At 68.2% G+C, this 19,214-nt stretch carries 22 protein-coding genes; 14 read left to right on the top strand and 8 right to left on the bottom strand.

Annotated features, from left to right (window positions below):
- Positions 1-101: 101 nt before the first annotated feature.
- Genes ACT89H_RS04740 through ACT89H_RS04715 form a run of 6 tightly spaced genes read left to right on the top strand, consistent with a single transcriptional unit; the run spans position 102 to position 5,128 of the window.
- On the top strand, positions 102-1,778 hold the full coding sequence (locus ACT89H_RS04740; protein WP_445107208.1) for a fatty acyl-AMP ligase: 1,677 nt from the start codon (positions 102-104) through the stop codon (positions 1,776-1,778).
- 23 nt (positions 1,779-1,801) lie between these two features.
- A complete protein-coding gene (locus ACT89H_RS04735) occupies positions 1,802-2,590 on the top strand; it encodes a ferritin-like domain-containing protein (RefSeq protein ID WP_445107207.1) in 789 nt (262 codons plus the stop codon).
- Positions 2,591-2,594: 4 nt separating this feature from the next.
- Positions 2,595-3,161 (top strand): PaaI family thioesterase, encoded by a 567-nt coding sequence (locus ACT89H_RS04730; RefSeq protein WP_445107206.1) that lies wholly within the window; start codon positions 2,595-2,597, stop codon positions 3,159-3,161.
- Positions 3,158-3,424 (top strand): acyl carrier protein, encoded by a 267-nt coding sequence (locus ACT89H_RS04725; protein ID WP_445107205.1) that lies wholly within the window; start codon positions 3,158-3,160, stop codon positions 3,422-3,424. Before ACT89H_RS04730 ends, ACT89H_RS04725 begins: the two co-directional genes overlap by 4 nt.
- Positions 3,421-4,269 carry an SAM-dependent methyltransferase gene (locus tag ACT89H_RS04720; RefSeq protein WP_445107204.1) on the top strand — a complete coding sequence of 283 codons (849 nt, stop codon included), beginning with the start codon at positions 3,421-3,423 and terminating at the stop codon, positions 4,267-4,269. The genes ACT89H_RS04725 and ACT89H_RS04720 overlap by 4 nt, the downstream gene beginning before the upstream one ends.
- A gap of 16 nt (positions 4,270-4,285) precedes the next feature.
- Entirely contained in the window at positions 4,286-5,128 is an 843-nt protein-coding gene (locus ACT89H_RS04715) for an acyl-ACP desaturase (RefSeq protein ID WP_445107203.1), read from the top strand.
- Here ACT89H_RS04715 and ACT89H_RS04710 read toward each other — a convergent pair.
- Positions 5,100-5,288, bottom strand: a complete 189-nt coding sequence (locus ACT89H_RS04710; RefSeq protein ID WP_445107202.1) for a hypothetical protein — start codon at positions 5,286-5,288, stop codon at positions 5,100-5,102. The two genes, ACT89H_RS04715 and ACT89H_RS04710, sit on opposite strands and share 29 nt — an antisense overlap.
- Before the next feature lie 17 nt (positions 5,289-5,305).
- On the opposite strand from ACT89H_RS04710, the gene ACT89H_RS04705 reads away from it, so the two are divergent.
- Positions 5,306-6,007, top strand: a complete 702-nt coding sequence (locus ACT89H_RS04705) for a 2'-5' RNA ligase family protein (protein ID WP_445107201.1) — start codon at positions 5,306-5,308, stop codon at positions 6,005-6,007.
- Between the two features lie 121 nt (positions 6,008-6,128).
- Here the strand turns inward: ACT89H_RS04705 and ACT89H_RS04700 are convergent, their stop codons facing one another.
- The 4 genes from ACT89H_RS04700 to ACT89H_RS04685 all read right to left on the bottom strand — a co-directional run bounded on the left by ACT89H_RS04700 (position 6,129) and on the right by ACT89H_RS04685 (position 10,250).
- Positions 6,129-6,596: a PaaI family thioesterase gene (locus ACT89H_RS04700; protein ID WP_445107200.1), complete on the bottom strand. Its 468-nt coding sequence runs from the start codon at positions 6,594-6,596 to the stop codon at positions 6,129-6,131.
- A gap of 209 nt (positions 6,597-6,805) precedes the next feature.
- Complete coding sequence (locus ACT89H_RS04695) at positions 6,806-7,225, bottom strand: hypothetical protein (protein ID WP_445107199.1); 420 nt, start codon at positions 7,223-7,225, stop codon at positions 6,806-6,808.
- A 95-nt stretch (positions 7,226-7,320) separates the two neighbouring features.
- A complete protein-coding gene (locus tag ACT89H_RS04690; protein WP_445107198.1) occupies positions 7,321-8,601 on the bottom strand; it encodes an ATP-binding protein in 1,281 nt (426 codons plus the stop codon).
- A gap of 278 nt (positions 8,602-8,879) precedes the next feature.
- Positions 8,880-10,250 carry an FAD-dependent oxidoreductase gene (locus tag ACT89H_RS04685; protein WP_445107197.1) on the bottom strand — a complete coding sequence of 457 codons (1,371 nt, stop codon included), beginning with the start codon at positions 10,248-10,250 and terminating at the stop codon, positions 8,880-8,882.
- Positions 10,251-10,424: 174 nt separating this feature from the next.
- Between ACT89H_RS04685 and ACT89H_RS04680 the strand changes: the two genes are divergently transcribed.
- From ACT89H_RS04680 to ACT89H_RS04670, 3 genes are all read left to right on the top strand, one after another.
- A complete protein-coding gene (locus ACT89H_RS04680; RefSeq protein ID WP_445107196.1) occupies positions 10,425-11,687 on the top strand; it encodes a cytochrome P450 in 1,263 nt (420 codons plus the stop codon).
- Positions 11,684-12,877, top strand: coding sequence for a cytochrome P450 (locus ACT89H_RS04675; protein ID WP_445107195.1), 1,194 nt, complete (start codon positions 11,684-11,686; stop codon positions 12,875-12,877). Before ACT89H_RS04680 ends, ACT89H_RS04675 begins: the two co-directional genes overlap by 4 nt.
- An 82-nt stretch (positions 12,878-12,959) precedes the next feature.
- Positions 12,960-13,991 (top strand): DUF2293 domain-containing protein, encoded by a 1,032-nt coding sequence (locus tag ACT89H_RS04670; protein WP_445107194.1) that lies wholly within the window; start codon positions 12,960-12,962, stop codon positions 13,989-13,991.
- 59 nt (positions 13,992-14,050) lie between these two features.
- Here the strand turns inward: ACT89H_RS04670 and ACT89H_RS04665 are convergent, their stop codons facing one another.
- A complete protein-coding gene (locus tag ACT89H_RS04665) occupies positions 14,051-14,455 on the bottom strand; it encodes a hypothetical protein (RefSeq protein ID WP_445107193.1) in 405 nt (134 codons plus the stop codon).
- 475 nt (positions 14,456-14,930) lie between these two features.
- Between ACT89H_RS04665 and ACT89H_RS04660 the strand changes: the two genes are divergently transcribed.
- The 3 genes from ACT89H_RS04660 (at position 14,931) to ACT89H_RS04650 (ending at position 16,826) form a co-directional block, all read left to right on the top strand.
- Positions 14,931-16,091 (top strand): lipase family protein, encoded by a 1,161-nt coding sequence (locus ACT89H_RS04660; protein ID WP_445107192.1) that lies wholly within the window; start codon positions 14,931-14,933, stop codon positions 16,089-16,091.
- A gap of 137 nt (positions 16,092-16,228) precedes the next feature.
- Positions 16,229-16,555, top strand: coding sequence for a plasmid stabilization protein (locus ACT89H_RS04655; protein ID WP_445107191.1), 327 nt, complete (start codon positions 16,229-16,231; stop codon positions 16,553-16,555).
- Between the two features lie 28 nt (positions 16,556-16,583).
- Complete coding sequence (locus ACT89H_RS04650) at positions 16,584-16,826, top strand: hypothetical protein (protein ID WP_355076543.1); 243 nt, start codon at positions 16,584-16,586, stop codon at positions 16,824-16,826.
- Positions 16,827-16,974: 148 nt separating this feature from the next.
- Here the strand turns inward: ACT89H_RS04650 and ACT89H_RS04645 are convergent, their stop codons facing one another.
- Positions 16,975-17,157 (bottom strand): hypothetical protein, encoded by a 183-nt coding sequence (locus tag ACT89H_RS04645; RefSeq protein ID WP_445107190.1) that lies wholly within the window; start codon positions 17,155-17,157, stop codon positions 16,975-16,977.
- A 196-nt stretch (positions 17,158-17,353) separates the two neighbouring features.
- Between ACT89H_RS04645 and ACT89H_RS04640 the strand changes: the two genes are divergently transcribed.
- Positions 17,354-18,415 (top strand): NAD-dependent epimerase/dehydratase family protein, encoded by a 1,062-nt coding sequence (locus tag ACT89H_RS04640; RefSeq protein ID WP_445107189.1) that lies wholly within the window; start codon positions 17,354-17,356, stop codon positions 18,413-18,415.
- Between the two features lie 138 nt (positions 18,416-18,553).
- Here ACT89H_RS04640 and ACT89H_RS04635 read toward each other — a convergent pair whose 3' ends face one another.
- Positions 18,554-19,168 (bottom strand): TetR/AcrR family transcriptional regulator, encoded by a 615-nt coding sequence (locus ACT89H_RS04635; RefSeq protein WP_445107188.1) that lies wholly within the window; start codon positions 19,166-19,168, stop codon positions 18,554-18,556.
- Positions 19,169-19,214 lie beyond the last annotated feature (46 nt).

The raw sequence follows: 19,214 nt of genomic DNA, 5'->3' as shown, positions 1-19,214 counted from the left end.
CTTATCGCGCAGTGCGATCGGATGATCGTGCTTGTTTATCGCCGACGTCAATTCACAATGAGTTCAATGCACCGTCACAATTCGCTGTTTCCGTGGCAGACATGAATTCCGCGGAATCGGCCGTCACCCTGCACGACCGCCTCGCCGAGATCGCCGCCGCCCATCCCGCGGTGGCCGCCAGGTTCTGGTCGGTGTCCGAAACCGTGAACTACGCCGAACTGCACCGGCGGTCGCTGGTCGCGGCGGCGGCCCTGCTCCGGCGCGAGGTGCGGCGCGGCGAACCGGTGGGCATTCTGAGCCCGAACGCTCCCGAGTTCCTCACCTGCCTGTTCGGTGTGACCGCGGCGGGCGGCGCCGCCACTCCCCTTCCACTGCCCGCCGGCGCGCGGGCGGCGAGTGGCTACCCGCAGAAGCTGGCCGCCATCATCGCGGCGGCGGGCATGCGCACGGTGCTGGTGTCGCACCGCTTCGCCGACCTGACGGCTCTGCTGGGCGACTCGCTCAACGTCGAGTTGGTCGATACCACAGTTCTTTTCGCCGCCGCCGCCGACGCCGCCGACGACGCCGCCGCGGCGGAGGCTCTTCCCGCGCTGACGGGCGACGATCCCGCCGTCATCCAGTTCACCTCCGGCAGCACCGCGACGCCCAAAGGCGTTCGCCTGACGCATCACAACGTCCTCAGCGGCCTGGCATCGATCCGCACCGGCATCGACCTGACCCTGGACGATCAGGGCGGCTTCTGGCTTCCGCTGTTCCACGACATGGGCCTGTTCGGCACGCTCTCGGCGATCCTGCGCGGCATTCCCGCACACGTGTGGTCTCCGCTGTCGTTCGTCAAGGATCCGGCCCGCTGGCTCGCCGAGTTCGCCGCCGGCGCAGCCACCATCACCGCGATGCCGAATTTCGGTTACGAGGCGCTGCTGGCCGCGGTGCCCGCCGAGCGGGTGCCCGACTACGACCTGAGCCGCTGGCGGATCGCGTTCAACGGGTCGGAACCGATCTCCCGGGACGTCGTCGTCGCGTTCTGCGAGCGTTTCGCTCCCGCGGGATTCCGCCCGGAGACGATGTTCGGCGTCTACGGCATGGCCGAGGCAACCCTCGCCGTCACCTTCCCGCCGCTGGGCCGCGCGCCCGTCTTCGAGTGGGTGGATCGCGCCGCGCTGTCGGATGACGCAGTCGCCCGACCCGTTCCATCGGACGCATCGGGCGCCCGGCCGGTCGCCGGAGTGGGCTCGCCGGTGTCGCGGATGCGGTTGCGCGTCGTCGCCCCCGACGAGGACCGCGACCTGCCCGACGGCGAAGTCGGCGAAATCCTCATTCGCGGCGACGCGGTCACCGACGGCTACCTCACCGCCGAACCCGCACGAGTGGCCGGCCTGTTCACCGGCGGCTGGCTGCGCACCGGCGACCTCGGCTACCTGCGGGACGGCGAGCTTTTCGTCACCGGCCGATGCAAGGACATGATCACGGTGCGTGGCGTGAACTACTACGCCCAGGACGTCGAGGCGGCCGTGCATGACCTCGACGGCGTGTACAAGGGCCGGTGCACGGCGGCGATCGACCCGGACGACGCGGACGTGATCGCGCTGATCGCCGAATCCGAACACACCGGGGCCGACGCCGACGCGCTGACCGAGGCGATCCGCGCCCGGATCGCCGCCGAACTCGGCCTGGCCGCAGTCCAGGTGCACCTGGTCGAACCGCGCAGCATCCCCCGTACCAGCAGCGGCAAGCTCCAGCGGCTCGCCGCCCGCGATCTCATCACCCACCGCAGGTAATCCCGACCGAACCGGAGCCTTTCGTGCACAGCTATGACGTCTTCCGCCACTACGAGCGCCTGCATTGGAAGCTGGCCGACCTCGATCTCGACGCCGTCGACAAGTCCCTGGTCCGCCCCGAGTACATCACCCTGGCCAAGAGCGCGACGATGGGCGAATCCAACGTGATCGCCGCGGTGCACGGATTCCTCAACGAGTTCGTCGACGACTACGACTTCTCCACATTCGCGGTGGTATGGGGCTATCAGGAAGTCCAGCACCACTACGCGTTCCGCTCCTGGCTGAGCGCGCTCGGCGAGAGCGTGGACGACAAGGCCGTCGATTCGATGCGCGAGCCGTACTCGCCGGGCACCACCCCCTCGGCGACCTTGGCCACCAACATCATCTCCGAGCTCACCGTCAACCACATCTATCGGGCGGTGGCGAGCTGGGTCGCCGAACCCGTGCTGAAGGGATTGCTGCTCAACGCCAGTCGTGACGAGGCGGGTCACGCGCGCGAGTTCATCCACTACGCCACCGAACGGCTGCGACGGCGACCCGAGGAACTGCCGTCGGTGCTGGAGACCCTGTACGTGTACAGCTCCGAGGCCAAGATCAAGCACCCGGTCAGCACGTTCAAGGCCGGGATCAGCGAACTCGGCGACCACGAGACCATCGACACCGGCTTCGACCTGTTCCTCGAGCAGGTCGCCGCCGAGGGCGAGCTGGATGTCCTGCACGACAAGGTCCGGCGCACCTTCGGCAACATGACCGGACTCGACCTGTCCAGCAACGCCAAGGTTCGCCGGGCCCTGGCCGACGCGATCGCCTAGCGCCGTGGACCGCGACAGCGCCTTCGAGGACACCGAGCACGGCGGGATGGACACCGTCCGGGTGCCCTGGTCGGTGATCCCGGATTACCACTGCTTCGGCTGCTCGCCGCACAACACGACCGGCCTGCGCCTGCGGTTCACCCCGCATCCGGACGGGCTGCAAGCCCGGTTCCGGCTCGGGCGCGAGTTCGAGTCCTACCCGGGTGTGGTGCACGGCGGGTTGATCGGCGTGATCTGCGACGAGGTGATGGGCAACCTCATCGTCCTGGCTCGCCACCACCCGGCGTTCACCGTCACGCAGCGCACCCGATTCCTCACTCCCCTGCTCGTCGGACGCGAATACCACTGCGTCGCAATGCTTTCCGGCGGTGAAGCGGACCGCCCGATCCAGACGTCGGCGGAGATCCGCGACGCCGACGGCCTGGTGTGCGCCAGCTCCACCGCGGCCTACCAGCCGTTCGCGCTCGACGACGTGCGCCATCAGCTCACCCTCGGCGACGACGATGTCGCCGCGCTCTCCCACGCGCTGTCCATCGGCACCGCGCTCGCACCGAACGGAGTCACGTCATGACGACCACCCACACCACCGACGACATCCTGCGCACGGTCACCGGCATCGCCACCGCCGAGACCGGGATCCCCGAGGCCGAGCTGCGCCCCGACCTGGACCTGCGCGGCATGGCCGGCGTCGATTCGGTGCGCGTGCTGCGCATGGTCGCCAAGATCGAGCGCACCTACGACATCGAGCTCGAGGACCAGGACGTGTTCGGCCTGTCCTCGTTGAACGATGTCGTCACGGCGGTCGGCAAGGCGCTGCGCGAGGCGGCGGCGTGACCGTCACCGACCAGCCGGTCACCGCCGACACCAACCAGCACTACGACCTCGACCCCGACATCTTCGGCCAGTTCCTCGACCCGCTGCGCAAATACAGTTCGGCGCTCTACGAATCCGAGTCCGACACCCTCGAGCAGGCGCAGCGGCGCAAACTGCGTTTCGTGGCCGACCGTCTCGGGCTGACCGGCGGGGAGCGCCTGCTGGACGTGGGCTGCGGCTGGGGCTCGCTGATCCTGTTCATGGCGGCGGAATTCGGCTGCGACACGACGGGGATCAGCCCGGCGCCGCGTCAGCACGACTACATCGCCGAGCAGGCGCGCGCCCGCGGCCTCGCGGATCGGGTGCACACCCGGGTCGGCCATTTCGAGCGGCTGGACCTGCCCGCGCGCGGCTTCGACGCCGTGACGCTGCTCGGCTCGATCGTGCACATGCCCGATCTCGGCGCGGTCTTCCGCCGCGCCGCCGGGGTGCTGCGCCGCGGCGGCACGCTGTATGTGTCGGAGAGCTGCTTCCGCAACGCGGCCGCACGCACGGCGTTCGACGCCAAGGCCGGCACGGAATTCGTGCGCGCGGACATCTTCGGGTGGGGCGATCTGCGTCCGCTCTCCGACCTGGTGACCGCCGCCGAGGACGCGGGATTCTCCATCATCGCGGTGGACGACCTCACCGAGCACTACCGCCGCACCATCGACGACTGGATCGCAGGCGTCGACGCCGCCGCCGAACGCATCGACGCGCACGGGCCCGGCTTGGCCGCGAAGCTGCGGCACTACCTGGAGATCGCGAACGCCGGATGGGGTTACACCACCAAGCATTACGCGCTGACCTGCCGTAACGCCCGCTGATCCGCAGGAGCAACAGATGAATATCGAATCGGCGCCGATTCCGGTCGACGAACTGGTCGCCGCTGTCGACGGGTTCCTCGCGGCCTCCCCCGCCACGCGGGCCTGGGACGTGGAGACCGCCGTCGACTGGTCCCGCGCGGACGCGGGCAGGCTCACCGAGGGCCAGCGGTCGGCGGTCGGGTTCGTCACCCTCATCGAGGACCACCTGCCCGGCTACTTCGACGTCTACCACCGCTATTTCCCCGTGGACGACACGGTGGATCGGGACGCGTTCGTACACAACCGCGAGCTCTACCACTTCACCGTCCGCTGGGCGCTGGAGGAGGACACCCACGCACGCGCGCTGAGCCGCTACCAGGTGGCGTCCGGGATGGCCGAGCGCGGCGCCCTGCGCGCCGAGCTGGCGATCGAGGGGCAGAAACCGTTCGACCTGCCCTACCGGCATCCTGTGCAGTTCTTCGCGTACGCGCTGGTGCAGGAGAAGGCGACGCAGATGTACTACCAGCACTTGCGCGACGTGGTCGACGACCCGGTGCTCGGGGAGGTGCTGGCGCGGTTGTCCCGCGACGAGGCCCGGCACTTCAGTTTCATGGCCGACGTCGTCGGCCGCTACCTGCGAGTGCACGGCGACGCGACCGTGGAGCCGATCCGCGAGGTCATCGCGACCTTCCGCATGCCCTTGGCCGACACCATGCGCGGCTACTGGCGGTGGGCGCTGAAGATCGCCGACGTGGCTTCCTACGACCACACCGAGGCCTACGAGCACCTGGTCAAGGTCATCGACCGCGCAGTGGACGCCCGCAGCGACCGTCTCGACGAACTGGTGCGCTTCATCGACGAATGCCGCTCACTGGCCTGAGCTTCGACAGCGCGCGGCCCGGCTCCTGTTCCGGGAGCCGGGCCGTTGGTGTTCGGTCCACAGGCAGGAATCGGCACTCGCCGATGAAACGCACCAACTCGTCGCTGTGGGTGTAGACCGCGCGGTCGATCACCTTGACCAGGTGCTCGGTCTCCCGCAATCCGTACACTCAGCGGCGTGGTCCCCGCCAAGCGCCCATTCCCGTTGCCGCAGCCCGCATCGACGTCCGACCCGTCAGCTATCCGTACCAACGATTGGACGGCGTTCCGCCAACTCCGGAACCTGCACGACCACTGGACCCTGAAGGCCTGGGCGCCCGGCCAGTCGGGCTACTACTGGTACCTCACGTTCGATGCACCTGCGCTGACCGATCTCGCGGAGCAGTGCCAGAAGAGTCTCGCCGACGACGGGATCGACCCGGTCCCCCTCGACGCTCTGCACATCACACTGCTGAGCGTCGGCAAAGTCGGCGACGTCTCCAGCGAACAGCTCACCGGCATCGCTGACGCCGCACGGTCACGGCTGGCCGACATCGCACCATTCGACGTCGAGATCGGGCCGCTGACCGGATCACGCAGCGCACTGAGGTTCTCGGTCACCCCGTGGAACAACTTGCTCACGCTGCACCGCGCGCTGCGTGCAGCGACCGCCGTGCACCGGCCGACGAGTCGCCTGGCCGAGACCACCGAACTCCGGCCACACCTCGGGATCGGCTACATCAACCGACCTCAGGACTCCGCGGCGCTGATCGCCGAGGTCGCCGCGTTGCGCGACCTACCACCGGTCACCGTGAGTGTGAGCAAGATCGACCTTGTCGAGCTGCGCCGCGACGGCCGCCAGTATCGCTGGACCGACCGCGCCGCGCTTCCACTCGGCTGAACATCTACACCTCAGGCGCCGAAACCATACGGTCCGGGCCGCACTCGCCGCCGGATCTGAGCCTCCACACCGGACGGCCCGGCTCCCGATCGTGTTCCGGGAGCCGGGCCGCCCGCTGTACTCAGTGTTCGGGCTGCAACACCAGGATGGTCGTCGAACCGTGCGCGATCAGCTTGCCGTTCGCGTCGGTGATCCGGCCCTCCGCCGTCGCGGTTCGCCGCCCGACGTGCACCGCGTTGGCCTCGCACGTCAGCCGGGAACCGTCCAGCGTCACCGACCGGATGAAGTTCAGCTTCAGCTCCAGAGTCGTATAGGCCACGCCGTCGCCGAGTTTCGTGAAGACCGCGCTACCCATCGCCGTGTCCATCAAGGTGGCCAGCACACCGCCGTGCACGGTGAACATCGCGTTGATCGTGGCCGGGTTCGGATCGAGGTAGTACCGGGTGTAGCCGTCACCCGCCGTCTCCAGTCGAATGCCCAGAGACGCGCCGACTCCTAGGTTCTCGCGAAGTCCCCGCTCGAAAACCGTGGTCAGTTCGGTGACACGGGACGCCACGGTTCCGTTGGCGTGAGTGTCGATGCTGGTCATGGCTTTTCCTCCCTGCGAACGTTGCCCCGCTATTCGACCAGCGCCCGATGAACGCCACCCGACGGCAACCGGTTGCATTTCGACATTCGATCGGGTGATAGGACACTCTTTCGTAGCGATTCCGCAGGTGTGGCCGATATACAGCCAGGTCGCCGCGCGAACAGCCGAATATTCGCCGAGTCACCATGCCGGGCGACCGCTCGATGGCCTCACATCGGTCGCGTGACCAACCGAGCGAGTCGCGTCACCTGCGACGTTTTCAATCGCACGTCCGCCCGTCCCGACTGCCCCTGATCGATCACCGCGAGGTCGTAGGTGAAGCACACTCGGTCCGGTCGGTCGATGCTGAACTCGATTGTCGCCCAACGCGGATGCGTCACCGGCACATCGATGTGTTTGAACCGGCCCGCCCACACCACCACTCGTCGGTCGGTGGTAACCGCGATCGCACCGGAGACCGCCTGCCGCTCCCATTCCACGAGACGACCGGATGATCGGACAACGCGACGGGTGACCGAACCGGTCAGACCCTCCGCCAAGAACACGACATCGCCGGACGCGACCAGCGACGCACGCAGATCCTCTGGCAACCGCCCCGACCCGAGCAGCAGCCGCTGCAGGGCATTCACTCATCCAGCGTAACCCGCATGCCCACCTCCCGCCCCAGATCGCCCGGCTCACAACTGCACCTCCAGGGATTGCCCGCTGCCGTAATGGCCGGGTCTCACAGCCGGGTGTAGTCCGCCTGGTCCTGCTCGAACGCGGTCAGGATCTGCGGTGTCAGCGTCTGGCGGGTGTTGGCGACGGCGGCCAGATAGTCCTCGAGGTCGGCGGGTTCACTCGTTTCCTCGCGTATCGCGCGTTCGAACGCCGACTGCGCGCCGGCGCGGGCCGCGTACTCGATATCCGCAGGGGTGAAGTGCACGGTGGCGCGGACCAGCCGGTCGATGTCGATGGTCTCGGCTGCCGGGCCCAGGTACCGCCGCCAGATCGCGTTGCGCGCCGGCTCGTCGGGCGGCCCGATCGGGATCACGTAGTCGAACCGGCCCGGCCGCAGGAACGCCGAATCCAACGAACGGACCGAGTTGGTCGCGCAGACCAGCAACCGGCTGTAGTCCTCTCGGAACACCGGAATAAGTTTGAGCAACTCGTTCGTCACTCCATGCGCCGGGCTGGTCGCCGTCCCCTCGCGCACACCGGCGATCTCCTCGACCTCGTCGATGAACAGCAGCAGTTCGTCGAGGTCGGCCAAGTCCGCGAACACCTCACGCAGAGACGCGGCGAGACCACCCCTGGCCGTCGCGGCCAGCCGAGACGGGAACAACTCCACGAACGGCCAGCCCAGCCGGGAGGCGACCGCTTTCGCGAAACTGGTCTTTCCCGTGCCAGGCGGTCCGAACAAGATCACGCTCTTCGGTGGCCTGACTCGATAACGTTCGGCGACATCCGGATGCGCCAGCGGCAGCACGATCCGCCGTTCGATGACCTCTTTCTCCCGGTCCATGCCCGCCATCGACTGCCACAACCCGGGTGGTAACAGCCGCCCGCCCAGCTCGGTCAGCAAACCGGACTGCGCCGGCGGCAACGGTTCCAGCAATTCGTAGAAGATCAGACCGGTCCTGCGCGCATAGCCGGAATTCTCGAACGCGACCGACCCGGTGGCACCCTCGGGAACGAGAGCGCAGATCCGGCGCACCCCGGTCGAGCGCAGCCGCCGCTCCAGCTCGGTCAGCAACGCACTGCCGATGCCCCGCCGACGCCACTGCGCACCCAGCGCCACCAACAGCACCCACGCACGCTCGCCCTGGATCTGCGCGACCGCCACGCCCACCAGCTCTTCGCCGACCTCGGCCACCACCGCCGGTTGCCCCGCCCGCACGGCCGCCAAAACCTCCGCCAACGCGAACACCGGCTCACCCGCAGTACCGACACGGCTCTGCTCCCAGATCCGGATCACTTGATCCAGATCATCATCGTGAAACTCGCGAAGACGCCACACCGGCATACACACCACCAACCGCGATCGAAGGGTGCACGAACCGAACCGCTCCCTAGTAAACACCTTTGTGTACGCGAGCACGCCGATCCTGCGCTCGGTGGTCCGAACTGGTGGCAACCCGTGCCGCGGCCGGATCGACCGGTTCACCTCCGGCCTCGCGGTAGGGCGGACACGACCGGCGGACACGACCGGCGGTCGCAGGCCGCGATCCGGACCGCGACCTCCGAATCGGTCGCCACGCCGACCGACCCGGCGAGCACGCCGGTCGCCGGGAGGAGGTGCGGTTACCGCTCGGACTGCGAACCGGGCCGCGGATCCGGTAGCTGATCGTGCGGTGGTCGCGGCACCGCGCCGCGACCTTGCCACAATATTCGTGCGACGGTCCCGGGCTTCAGCAATGTCTCGGGCGGATCGACGAGATTGGCGACCCGCATGAACGTGCGGGCGACAGCCGGGTCGACGTGCGCGGCACGGTGCGCACGCGCCAGGTAGGAATTCAGCACTCGGATTCGCGCGGTGCGCTGCCCAGCCACACCGGGGTGGTTCAAGTCGGCGCCGGTGGACATCCGCCACGCTACGTCGACGTAGCGCGCCGCATGGGCGTAGAACCGTGCGGGTAATGCCGCGGTGCCGTTTCGCAGGCACGCGCGCAGCGCGAGCGCTTGCTGCGCCGCGACGGTCATGCCCTGCGCGTAGAGGGGGTTGAAACTGCACAGCGAATCGCCGAGCGCGAGGAATCCGTCCGGATGCTTCGCGATTCGCTCGAAGTACCTCCGGACCGAACCGCGGAATCTGTGCGGCACCGGGTCGCTCAACGGTTCGGCGTCGGTCACGATGGAATGGATGTCGGGAACGGGCAGAGTCGCGGCGAACGCGGTGAAGCCGTCGTGATCGGTGGGTGGGTGATCTCCCAGCATCCCTCCCAGCGTCACGTGCCATTTATCGCCCTCGACGACGATCGCGCCGCCGCCACGCCGGCCCGGCATCGTCGAGACGACCACGCCGAGCTGACCTTCCAGATGTTCGGGTTTACGCCGGTAGGTACGCGACGAATAGCCCAGGTCGACGACCACGCTGTCCTGTTCGGGTGCCCGCGCGCCGATCGCCCGCAGCCACTCGGGTGCGCGCGACGCCCGCCCGGTGCAGTCGACGACGAGGTCGGCGGCCATGGCCTCGGCGGGGCCGCCGCACTCGCTCACCAGCACTCCGGTGACCCGTCCCGCCTCGGCGACAAGGCCGGTGGCGGCCATACTTTCCCGCACTGTCAGCCCGGGGAGCGCGGCCGCTCGGCGGCGTAACCCGGACTCGAGCAGCGGGCGGCTGGCGAGCAAGGTGACCAGGCCGGTATCGGTCGGCGCGGCACGCAGGCCGCTCAGATACCAGCGCGAGCCGGCCAGCACCTCCGTGGTCGGCGCACCGGCCGCCACGATCTCGTCGGTCAGTCCGGGGCAGAGCGTTTCGATGATGGCGCGCCCGCCCTCCATCAATCCGTGCAGATGCCTGGCCTGCGGGACTCCCCTGCGCGGCTCGCTGCCGACCAGAACGTCGCGCTCGAGCACGGTGACCCGGGGGAAATGCTCGGTGAGCACGATGGCGGTGAGCAGACCTGCGATGCCTGCGCCGAGAACGACGGCGTGCGGCGAATCGGAATTCACCCACTGAATCGTCGACGGCACAGTCGTGTATTCCCACCGATATCGGACGCTCCTATCAACCGATAACACTGTGCCGGAACGGGATGCGCTATCACGCCATCGAACACAGCTATTATCGAGGGCAATTCACAAATAATTCACAATGTCGCCATGACCCGCTGTTGCACTTCCGACGTGAATTCAGCAGAAGGGTCCGCGGTCGAGTCGAGTCCATTGGCGAGACTGTTCTTGCCCGAAGGCAGGCACGACCCGTACACCCCGACGCGCGAACTGCGCGCCGCCGGCCCGGTGCACCAGACACCGCTTGGGTTGCGGCTGCTCACGCGCTACGCCGACTGCGCCGCGGTGCTGCAGAATACCGCGTGGAGCCACGCGGACGAGGCCGCGCAAATGCATCCCAGCGTGCCCGCCGACAGCGCCGCGGAGGAGATGCCGACCTCGTTCCTCTGGATGGATCCGCCGGACCATACGCGGTTGCGCACTCTCGTCTCGAAAGCCTTCACCCCCCACATGGTTTCGGGACTGCGGCCGCGAATCGAGCAGCTCGTCGACGATCTGGTGACGAACGCTCTGCGGATGGGCGAGTTCGACCTCATCGAGCACATCGCCTACCCCTTGCCCCTGTCGATCGTCTGCGAACTCGTGGGCGTTCCCGCATCGGCCCATCCCGATGTGCTGCGCTGGTCGCAGGACCTCGCCCGCGGCTTCGACCCGGACCCGCTGATGACGCCCGAAGCGCACGAGGCCCGCAGCACCGCCTCCCGTGAGTTCATGGCCTTCTTCCGTCACGTGATCGACCAAAGGCGCGCGGATCCGCGCGACGACCTGCTCAGCGCGCTCGGCGCTGTCGAAGACCGCGGTGACGTGCTGACCGAGACGGAGTTGCTCAGCACCTGCGTCACCACGGTGGTCGCCGGGCACGAGACCACGGTCAACCTGATCGGCAGCGGTCTGCTCGCGCTCATGCGCAACCCCGGCCAGCTCGCACTGCTGCGCGACGATCCGGACCTCATTCCCAGCGCGGTCGAGGAGCTGCTGCGCTACGAGCCGCCGGTGCAGTTGACGACGAGGTCCGCGACCCGACCGATGACGGTGGCAGGTGCGGATTTCCAGCCCGGTGACGGCGTGGTCGTGCTGATCAACTCGGGCAATCGCGACGAGCGGGTCTTCGATGACCCCGACCGGCTCGACGTCACCCGCTATCACGATCGGTCGACACCGCCGCCGCGTCACTTGGCGTTCAGCCTGGGCATCCACTACTGCCTCGGCGCGCCACTGGCGCTGCTGGAGATGCGGATCCTGCTCGAAACCCTCATACGGCGGGTCGCCGTCCTCGAGCCACTGACCGACACACCGCCGTACAAGCCGAATCTCGTCGTCCGCGGCCTCTCGGCGCTGCCGACCCGCTTCCGGCCGGTCGAAGGGGCCACGCGATGACCGACACCCTCGACCCGTTCTCCCCCGAACTTCGTGCCGACCCGGCCCCGGCCTACCGGTCGTTGCGGGCGGCGGGCCGACTGCACGAATTCCGGCCCGGTATCTATCTCGTGCCGCACTACGCCGACTGCGACGCGATCTTCGGCGACCCGGCATTCGGACACGGCTACTTCTCCGGGATCAACCCGTTCCGGCCCGGCGTCGACCCACGAACGCTTCCCGGTTCGTTCCTATTGATGGACCCGCCCGAACACACGCGACTGCGCGCGATGGTGGCGCCATCCTTCACTCCCCGCGCGATCGCCCGACTGCGCGACCAGATCACCCACACGGCGATCACCCTGCTCGACCGTGCCGCGGCGGCCGGAGAAATCGACTTCGTCACCGACATCGCCTACCTGCTGCCGCTGACGACGATCTGCACGATGCTCGGCATCCCGCCGGCCGACCATGCCCGGTTCGGCGTGTGGACGTCCGCGATAAGCCGAGGCTTGGACCCCGACGCACTGCTGTCCGACGACGACAAGCATGCCCGCGCCGATGCCGTGCAGGCTTTCGGTGAGTACTTCGCCGACCTCATCACGCGCCGACGCGCCGAGCCCGGCACCGACCTGCTCACGAAACTCGCGACCGAGACACCCCTACCGCTCGCGGACCTCGTCGACATGGCTGTGCTGCTGCTCATCGCCGGGCACGAAACCACGATGAATCTCATCGCGAGCGGCGTGCTGGCCCTCGCGCGCCACCCCGACCAGCGCGCCATCCTCCGGGACGATCCCGACTCGAGCCGGCTCGCGGTCGAAGAGTTCCTTCGCTTCGACACTCCGGTACCGTTCCCGACCCGCGTGGCCTTGCGCGACGTCGAGTTCGCCGGGAAGACACTGCCACGCGGCACCGGTCTGATCCTGCTCGTCGGTTCGGCCAACCGGGACCCCGCGGCATTCGCCGACCCCGACACCCTGGACGTGCTGCGATTCGCGGGCAACCATCCGACACCGCGCCATCTCGCCTTCAGCCACGGACCGCACTTCTGCGTCGGCGCACCGCTGGCCAGACTCCAAGCCGAGGTGCTGTTCATCCAACTCATGCGCCGCATGCCCGATTTCCAACTGATCGACGATGCTCCGCCCTACCGGGAATCGATCTCGATGCGCGGCCCCCGCACGCTACCGATCCGAACAGTCACCTGACCACGAGGTTCACCGAACCACAAGCGAGACAGAGGAACGCCCCTGCCACCATCCGCCGTGGCGTGCGCTAGGGTTCGACTCCGTGTCCAAGCTGCGTCGGCGCGTGGTCGAGGCCGCCGAAGCGGCGCTGGTCCAACGCAAATACGTGTCGGCGGTCGATGTGTTCGCCGTTCTGGGGTGGGTGCGATCCGGTCAGGTCGATCGCTGGCGGCAGGGGCAGGTGCGGTCGCTGGAGCAGGTCGCGGCGGTGGACGGGCGGCGGATGTCCGAAGCGGCGGAACTACTGGGCGAGTGGGCCCGCGAGCAGGGGCTCACCGCGAGCACCGCGGCGTATCTGTCCAGCGGGCGCGATCGCGAGGAGCTACGGTTCGCCGACGACGGCGAGGACGCGGTGTTCCGGGTGCATTGGCTCTCGCCGGAACTCACCCCGGCGCGACGCGAGCAGGTCGTCCGACGCCAGAACCAGGCCCCGGATCTGACGGTGGTCGCGGCCGTGGAGCCGTGGACGTGCGCGGAATGCGCCGAGACCGGCCCGTATCTGATCACCTCCGCGGCCGGTCCGCTGTGCCTTACCTGCTCCGACCTCGACCATCTGGAATTCCTGCCCGCCGGGAATGCTGCTTTGAGCCGACGCGCCAAGAAGGAGAGCACCCTCGCCGCCGTGGTGGTCCGCTTCAACCGGCGGCGCAAGCGCTACGAGCGGCTCGGCATACTCGTCGAGGAGGATGCTCTCACCCGCGCCGAACAGCAATGCCTGGCCGACGAGGAGGCCCGTTCCCGCCGGCGCGACCGCGACCGTGTGCGCCGCGACGTCCAGGATGTCGAATACCGCGCCCGGATGACCGACGAGATCCGGCGCCTGTTCCCCGGCTGCCCCGCCGATCGCGCCGCCGAGATCGCCGAACACGCCGCTGTCCGCGGCAGCGGCCGCGTAGGCCGCACCGCCGCCGCAAAACTCCTGTCCCGCGAGGCCCTCACCCTCGCCGTCATCGCCTCGGTTCGCCACCGCGACACCGACTACGACCACCTCCTGATGACCGGCGTCCCCCGCGCGGAAGCCAGGGCCCGTATCCGGCCCACCGTCGAGCGCGTCCTCGACAGCTGGCGCGGCTGAGGCGCCACGATTTCGTCACGCTCGCACAGCAGCCGGATCCCGAGTCGGTATCGATCAGGTCATCCTTCGGCCCCGTCTCCCGCGGCAACCGGCGAACGACGGGCATGCTCGGCCACCCAGACGCCGACGCCGATCGCTCCGGCGACCGGCCACGACACCAATCCGGTGACCGCCGCCGCCCCGAGTCCACCGAAATAGAGCAACGACTCCCGATCGGGTACCCGGTTGCGCACCGCCGTAGTCGCCGATGAAACCCCGGTCGCCACGGTGCGCGGCCCGGGTGGCAGCGGAACTCGCGCCATCCGCATTCCCAGCGTCGGAATCGGGACCCGCATCCCGCCGCGCTCGGTGGTCGCGGCCTCGGAGCCGGTCGGCGATTCGGTCTTCGCGTCCGGCGCGGAACGTGCCGTCTCCGGCACTTCGGACCCGGCTTCGCGGACCTTCTCGGTTGCTGTTTTGGACATGACCGCTCCTTCCTTCGCCCTGTACCTCGTCGCTGTGTATGTGATCCAGCCAAGCCGTGCTCGCCGCACATCGCAACCCCTGGTCGGGATGCATTCGATCGCGAAGCGGCACATCGAACGGGCACCGCCGGACACGGCCGCCACGGCGGATCGGATCCCGGCGTGGGTGTGCGGTCTCCCCTTCGGACACAAGGGGACACCCGTTAGTGGCTGGCTAGTTGCTGCAAATCACGATACCTCGCCGAAGGTATGACAGTCTCCCCAGTTGTGTTCCAGGCCAGTACGTTTTTCACGCATTCCGAACTCACCGCTCAATGTTGCTGATAGTTTGCCGACGAAGGCAAGCTGAGGCAGACCACTGTTCGGCGAATGCGCGGAACTACCCCTGGAGGTCAAGGTCGTGACTCGTCCGCTTCTTCGTTCTCTCCGCAGTGCACGCGTCGGTTCCGCCCGTGTCCTCGGCGCGGTCGGCGGAATGGCACTCACTCTCCTGCTCGGGACGGCGGCAACCGCGGAACCGCTCTATCCGCACCCAGATCCGGACCCCTTCTACGCCGCACCGACCGATCTGGCGGCACACCGCCCCGGCGACATACTCGACGTGCGGGTGTTGCCGCCACTGGCACTCTTCCCCGGCGCGACTGTCCGGTTGGTCGAGTTCCGGTCCACCAATTCGCGGGGTGCGCCGATCTCGGCGACGACGACGATCCTCACCCCGATCGGCCAGCGGCCCGGTATGCCGCTGCTGTCGTATCAGCACTTCATCAATTCGCTCGGCACACACTGCGCGGTGTCGCACCTGCTCTACACCAACGACATGAACCTGTCGCTGACGACACCGATGTTGAACGTCCTGCTGGCGCAGGGCTGGAGTGTCGCGCTACCGGATCATCTCGGACCGCAGTTCGCGCTCGGCGCCGGGCGTTTGGGCGGCCAGATCACGTTGGACGGCATCCGCGCGGCGAAACAGGTACCCGAACTCGGGCTGCAGAACAGCCCGACGGTGATGACCGGCTACTCCGGCGGCGGTCTCGCCACGGCATGGGCGGCCGCGCTGCAACCGACCTATGCGCCCGATCTGCGGCTCGCGGGCGCGGCCATCGGCGGCGCCCCGATGAACCTGGTGACGATGGCCAAAGCGCTGGGTTTCGAACCGCATCCGGCGTTCGGCCTGGCCATGGCGACGGCGATCGGTTTGGAACGGGAATACCCGGACGAGGTGCCGACCAGCCGGTCGCTCAACGAGCGCGGCCTGGCACTGCGCGACGAGATGGCCAACAGTTGCACCAACGACATCCTCGCCGCGGGCATGAACGGGAGCGCGCGCGACTACGTGACCTCCACCTCGGTCTTCGACACGCCCGCCGCGTGGGCAGTGGTCGAGGAGAACAGTGTGGAGCTCTACCCGAGGGCCCCGGAAATGCCGATTTTCGAATGGCATTCACCGAGCGACACGCTGATTCCGATCGACGCCATCGACAACACCAACCGCCATTGGTGCGCGGCCGGAGTACCCGTGCAGACAGTGCGCGTGCCCGACGTGGAGCATCTGACCGCGGCGGTACTCGGCGCGCCCTCGGTGCTGCCGTGGCTGCAGGGCCGGGTTCGCGGCGAGCCGGCGCCCAGTACCTGCTGACCCCGGCCGCCGGTCATCACATCCACACGGGTCGCGCTCACGGAAGCTCCGTGTGGCCGGGCCCGGCACACGAGCCGGGCCCGTTCCGGATTGCGCGGAGATTCCCGGGGTAGACCGCACATACAGGAGGTGATGACATGCCGAAGGCTTGGACCGACAAGCAGGAACGACAGTACGAGCACATCAAGGATTCGGCGCAATCCCGGGGCGCGGGCACCGGACGCGCGAAGGAGATCGCCGCTCGCACGGTCAACAAGAACCGCGCCCAGTCCGGGCAGTCCAAGACCGCGAGCAAGACCTCGACCGACGACACGTCCCCACAGCGGCGCGGCGGCCGGCGTTCGCACAGCGGCGCCCAAGGGCCGACACGCGACCAGCTGTACAACGAGGCCAAGCAGCGCAATGTCGAAGGCCGCTCGAAGATGACGAAGAAGGAGCTGGCGCACGCGCTCGGACGGGACTGAGCTCGGCGACGAAGCGAAAGGAGTGGAGATGACCAAGCAGCAGGAAACGGGCACCATCACCGGCACCAGGGACAAGGACTACAACCTGATCTGGTTCGTCGAGGCGTCCCTCGAGAACGCACTGCGTCTGGACACGTTCATCCAGGACGCGGAACGTGCCGGAGACACCGAGCTGGTGGAGTTCTTCCGCAAGGCGCAGGCCGACAGCCGCAAGGGCGGCCGCATGGGTAAGGAACTCCTGGCCAACCGTCTCGCGCAATCGAATATGTGATTTTCGGATGAGCGGCGGACGGGAGCTCGAGTGGGCTCCCGTCCGCCGCGCTCTTCGACGGTCATGCTGTTCGATCGTCACCGGGAATTCGACAGTCACCGGGAATCGTGGCTTCCCGGCACCGATTCTCGGTACGCCGGGGCGCGACCTACTGCCGGCGACGTTCGGTACGTTGCACCTGTTCGTTGATCAGCGTGTCATCGTCTGCCGGAGGTTCGGGGTCGTGCCATTCCTCCGCCCTGCTCGACCGGTTGCCGCGCAAGGTGCCCTGCAGCTCGTGAACCATTTCGTCGTCGCGCAGCGGACCGTGCTTACTGTTTCCGCGTTCCATGGGTTTCTCCTGGGTTGGTGGATGTGGACATGCGCAGCGGCCTGTCGTGACGCGGTCCCGGCCACGCCTTCGGACCAACCACACTCGGCGGTTACCCGGCCGGGCCGAGCGGAATCCGATTCACCCCAACTGGGTGTCGTCGCCCACATCCTGGGTAAGTCGCTGTCGAACCTCGTCGCCGAGCCAAGGAGCAGATATGCGCGTCGTCGTGGTCGGTGCCACCGGAAACGTAGGAACGAGCGTGCTGGAGACACTGTCGGCCGAAGCGGGCGTCAGTTCGATCGTGGGGATCGCGCGCCGCGTGCCGGGCAAACCTCGCGCGGGTGTGGAGTGGGTGCGCGCGGATGTGCGAACCGACGACCTGGAGTCCCATTTCCACGGCGCCGACGTGGTGGTGCATCTGGCTTGGCTGTTCCAGCCCACCCACCAGCCCATGGTGACGTGGCGCGCGAACGTCGGCGGCACCGAACGCGTGCTGCGCGCTGTCGCCGCGGCCCAGGTTCCCGCTCTGGTCTACGCCTCTTCGGTCGGCGCGTACTCCCCGTGCCAGAGCGACGAGCCGGTGCCGGAGAGCTGGCCGACCGACGGCTGGCCGCCGGCCGCGTACATGCGGGAGAAGGCCTACGTCGAACGGCTGCTGGATCGGTTCGAGGCCGAGAACCCGGATCGCCGCGTGGTTCGCATGCGCCCGGCGTTCATCTTCCGCAGAGACACCGCCAGTCAGCAGCGGCGTCTGTTCGCCGGTCCGTTGTTGCCGAATCGCCTGATGCGGCCCGGCCTCCCTCCGATCCTGCCGATTCCGCGAGGCCTGCGGTTCCAGGCGGTGCACAGCGCCGACGTCGGCCGCGCGTACGCGCTCGCGATCGCGACCGACGCCCGTGGACCGTTCAACCTGGCCGCGGAACCGGTGATCGATCGCTCCTGGCTGGCCGCGGTCTTCGACGCCCGGGTGGTGTCGGTTCCGCCCGCGCTCATCCGCGCCGCACTCGCGCTGGGCTGGCACGCGCGGACACTGCCCGCCACGCCGGACCTGCTGGACGGGGTGATGCATCTGCCGATCATGGACACCGGCCGCGCGCGGGCGGAACTGGGCTGGACGCCGCGATTCACCGCCGTCGACGCACTCCGGCACCTGATCTCCGGGCTGCGGGCGGGCGCGGGAGAAGACACCCCGCCGCTGGCTCGCGACGCGGGCGGGCCATGGCGCTGGAAGGAGTTCACCTCCGGAGTCGGTGGCCGAGAAATCGGCGTCGGCTAACCGCAGTCCGCGCATGGCCGGAGCGAAGGCGGAGGTACGCATAATAGGCGCCGCCGGACGTAGTCCGTCCTCAGTCCGCGCATGGCCGGAGCGAAGGCGGAGGTACGCATAATAGGCGCCGCCGGACGTAGTCCGTCCTCAGTCCGCGCATGGCCGCAGCGAAGGCGGAGGTACGCGTACCCCGGCCAGCACCTGCTGGATGCGGGCGCTCGAGAACCGGCCCGCCGCCAGCAACGGTTCCGTCGAGCGCAGCGTGCGGCTGAGCACGAAAGCGCCCTCGAGGCTCGTCAGAACGGCGAGGACGAGGTCGCGGGCGTCCGCGGCGGACAAGCCGCGGCGGATGAAGTAGTCGGTGCCCTCGCTGATCCAGGAGGTGATGACTTCGGCGGCGACATCGCGTAGCACGGGTTCGCTGTCGGCGACCTCGCCCGCCACCGTGCCGACCGGGCACATGTTGATCCAGCCGGTGTGCTCGATCTGTTCGGCGGCCGCCGCGAAGGCGGCCGGGATGGCTTCGCGCAAGTCGTCGTGGGCGTCGAACAGCAACGGGAGCAACTGGAGGTACGCGGCTCCCGACGTGCGCAGCGCCGCGGCGGCGAGCTCCGGTTTGCCGCCGGGAAAATGGTGATAGAGCGATCCCATCGGGGCGCGAGCGGCGACGGTGATCTGCTTGACGCTGGTGCCCGCGTAGCCCTGCGTGCGCAGCAGCTCGGCCATCGCGGTGATCAGCCGTTCCCGGGTGCTGGTTGACATTTTCTCGGCCACCCTCCCAGACTAGAGCAAATACTCTAGAGCGATC

This window comes from Nocardia aegles (assembly GCF_052545135.1).
This window is presented reverse-complemented; position numbering and strand designations above follow the sequence as displayed.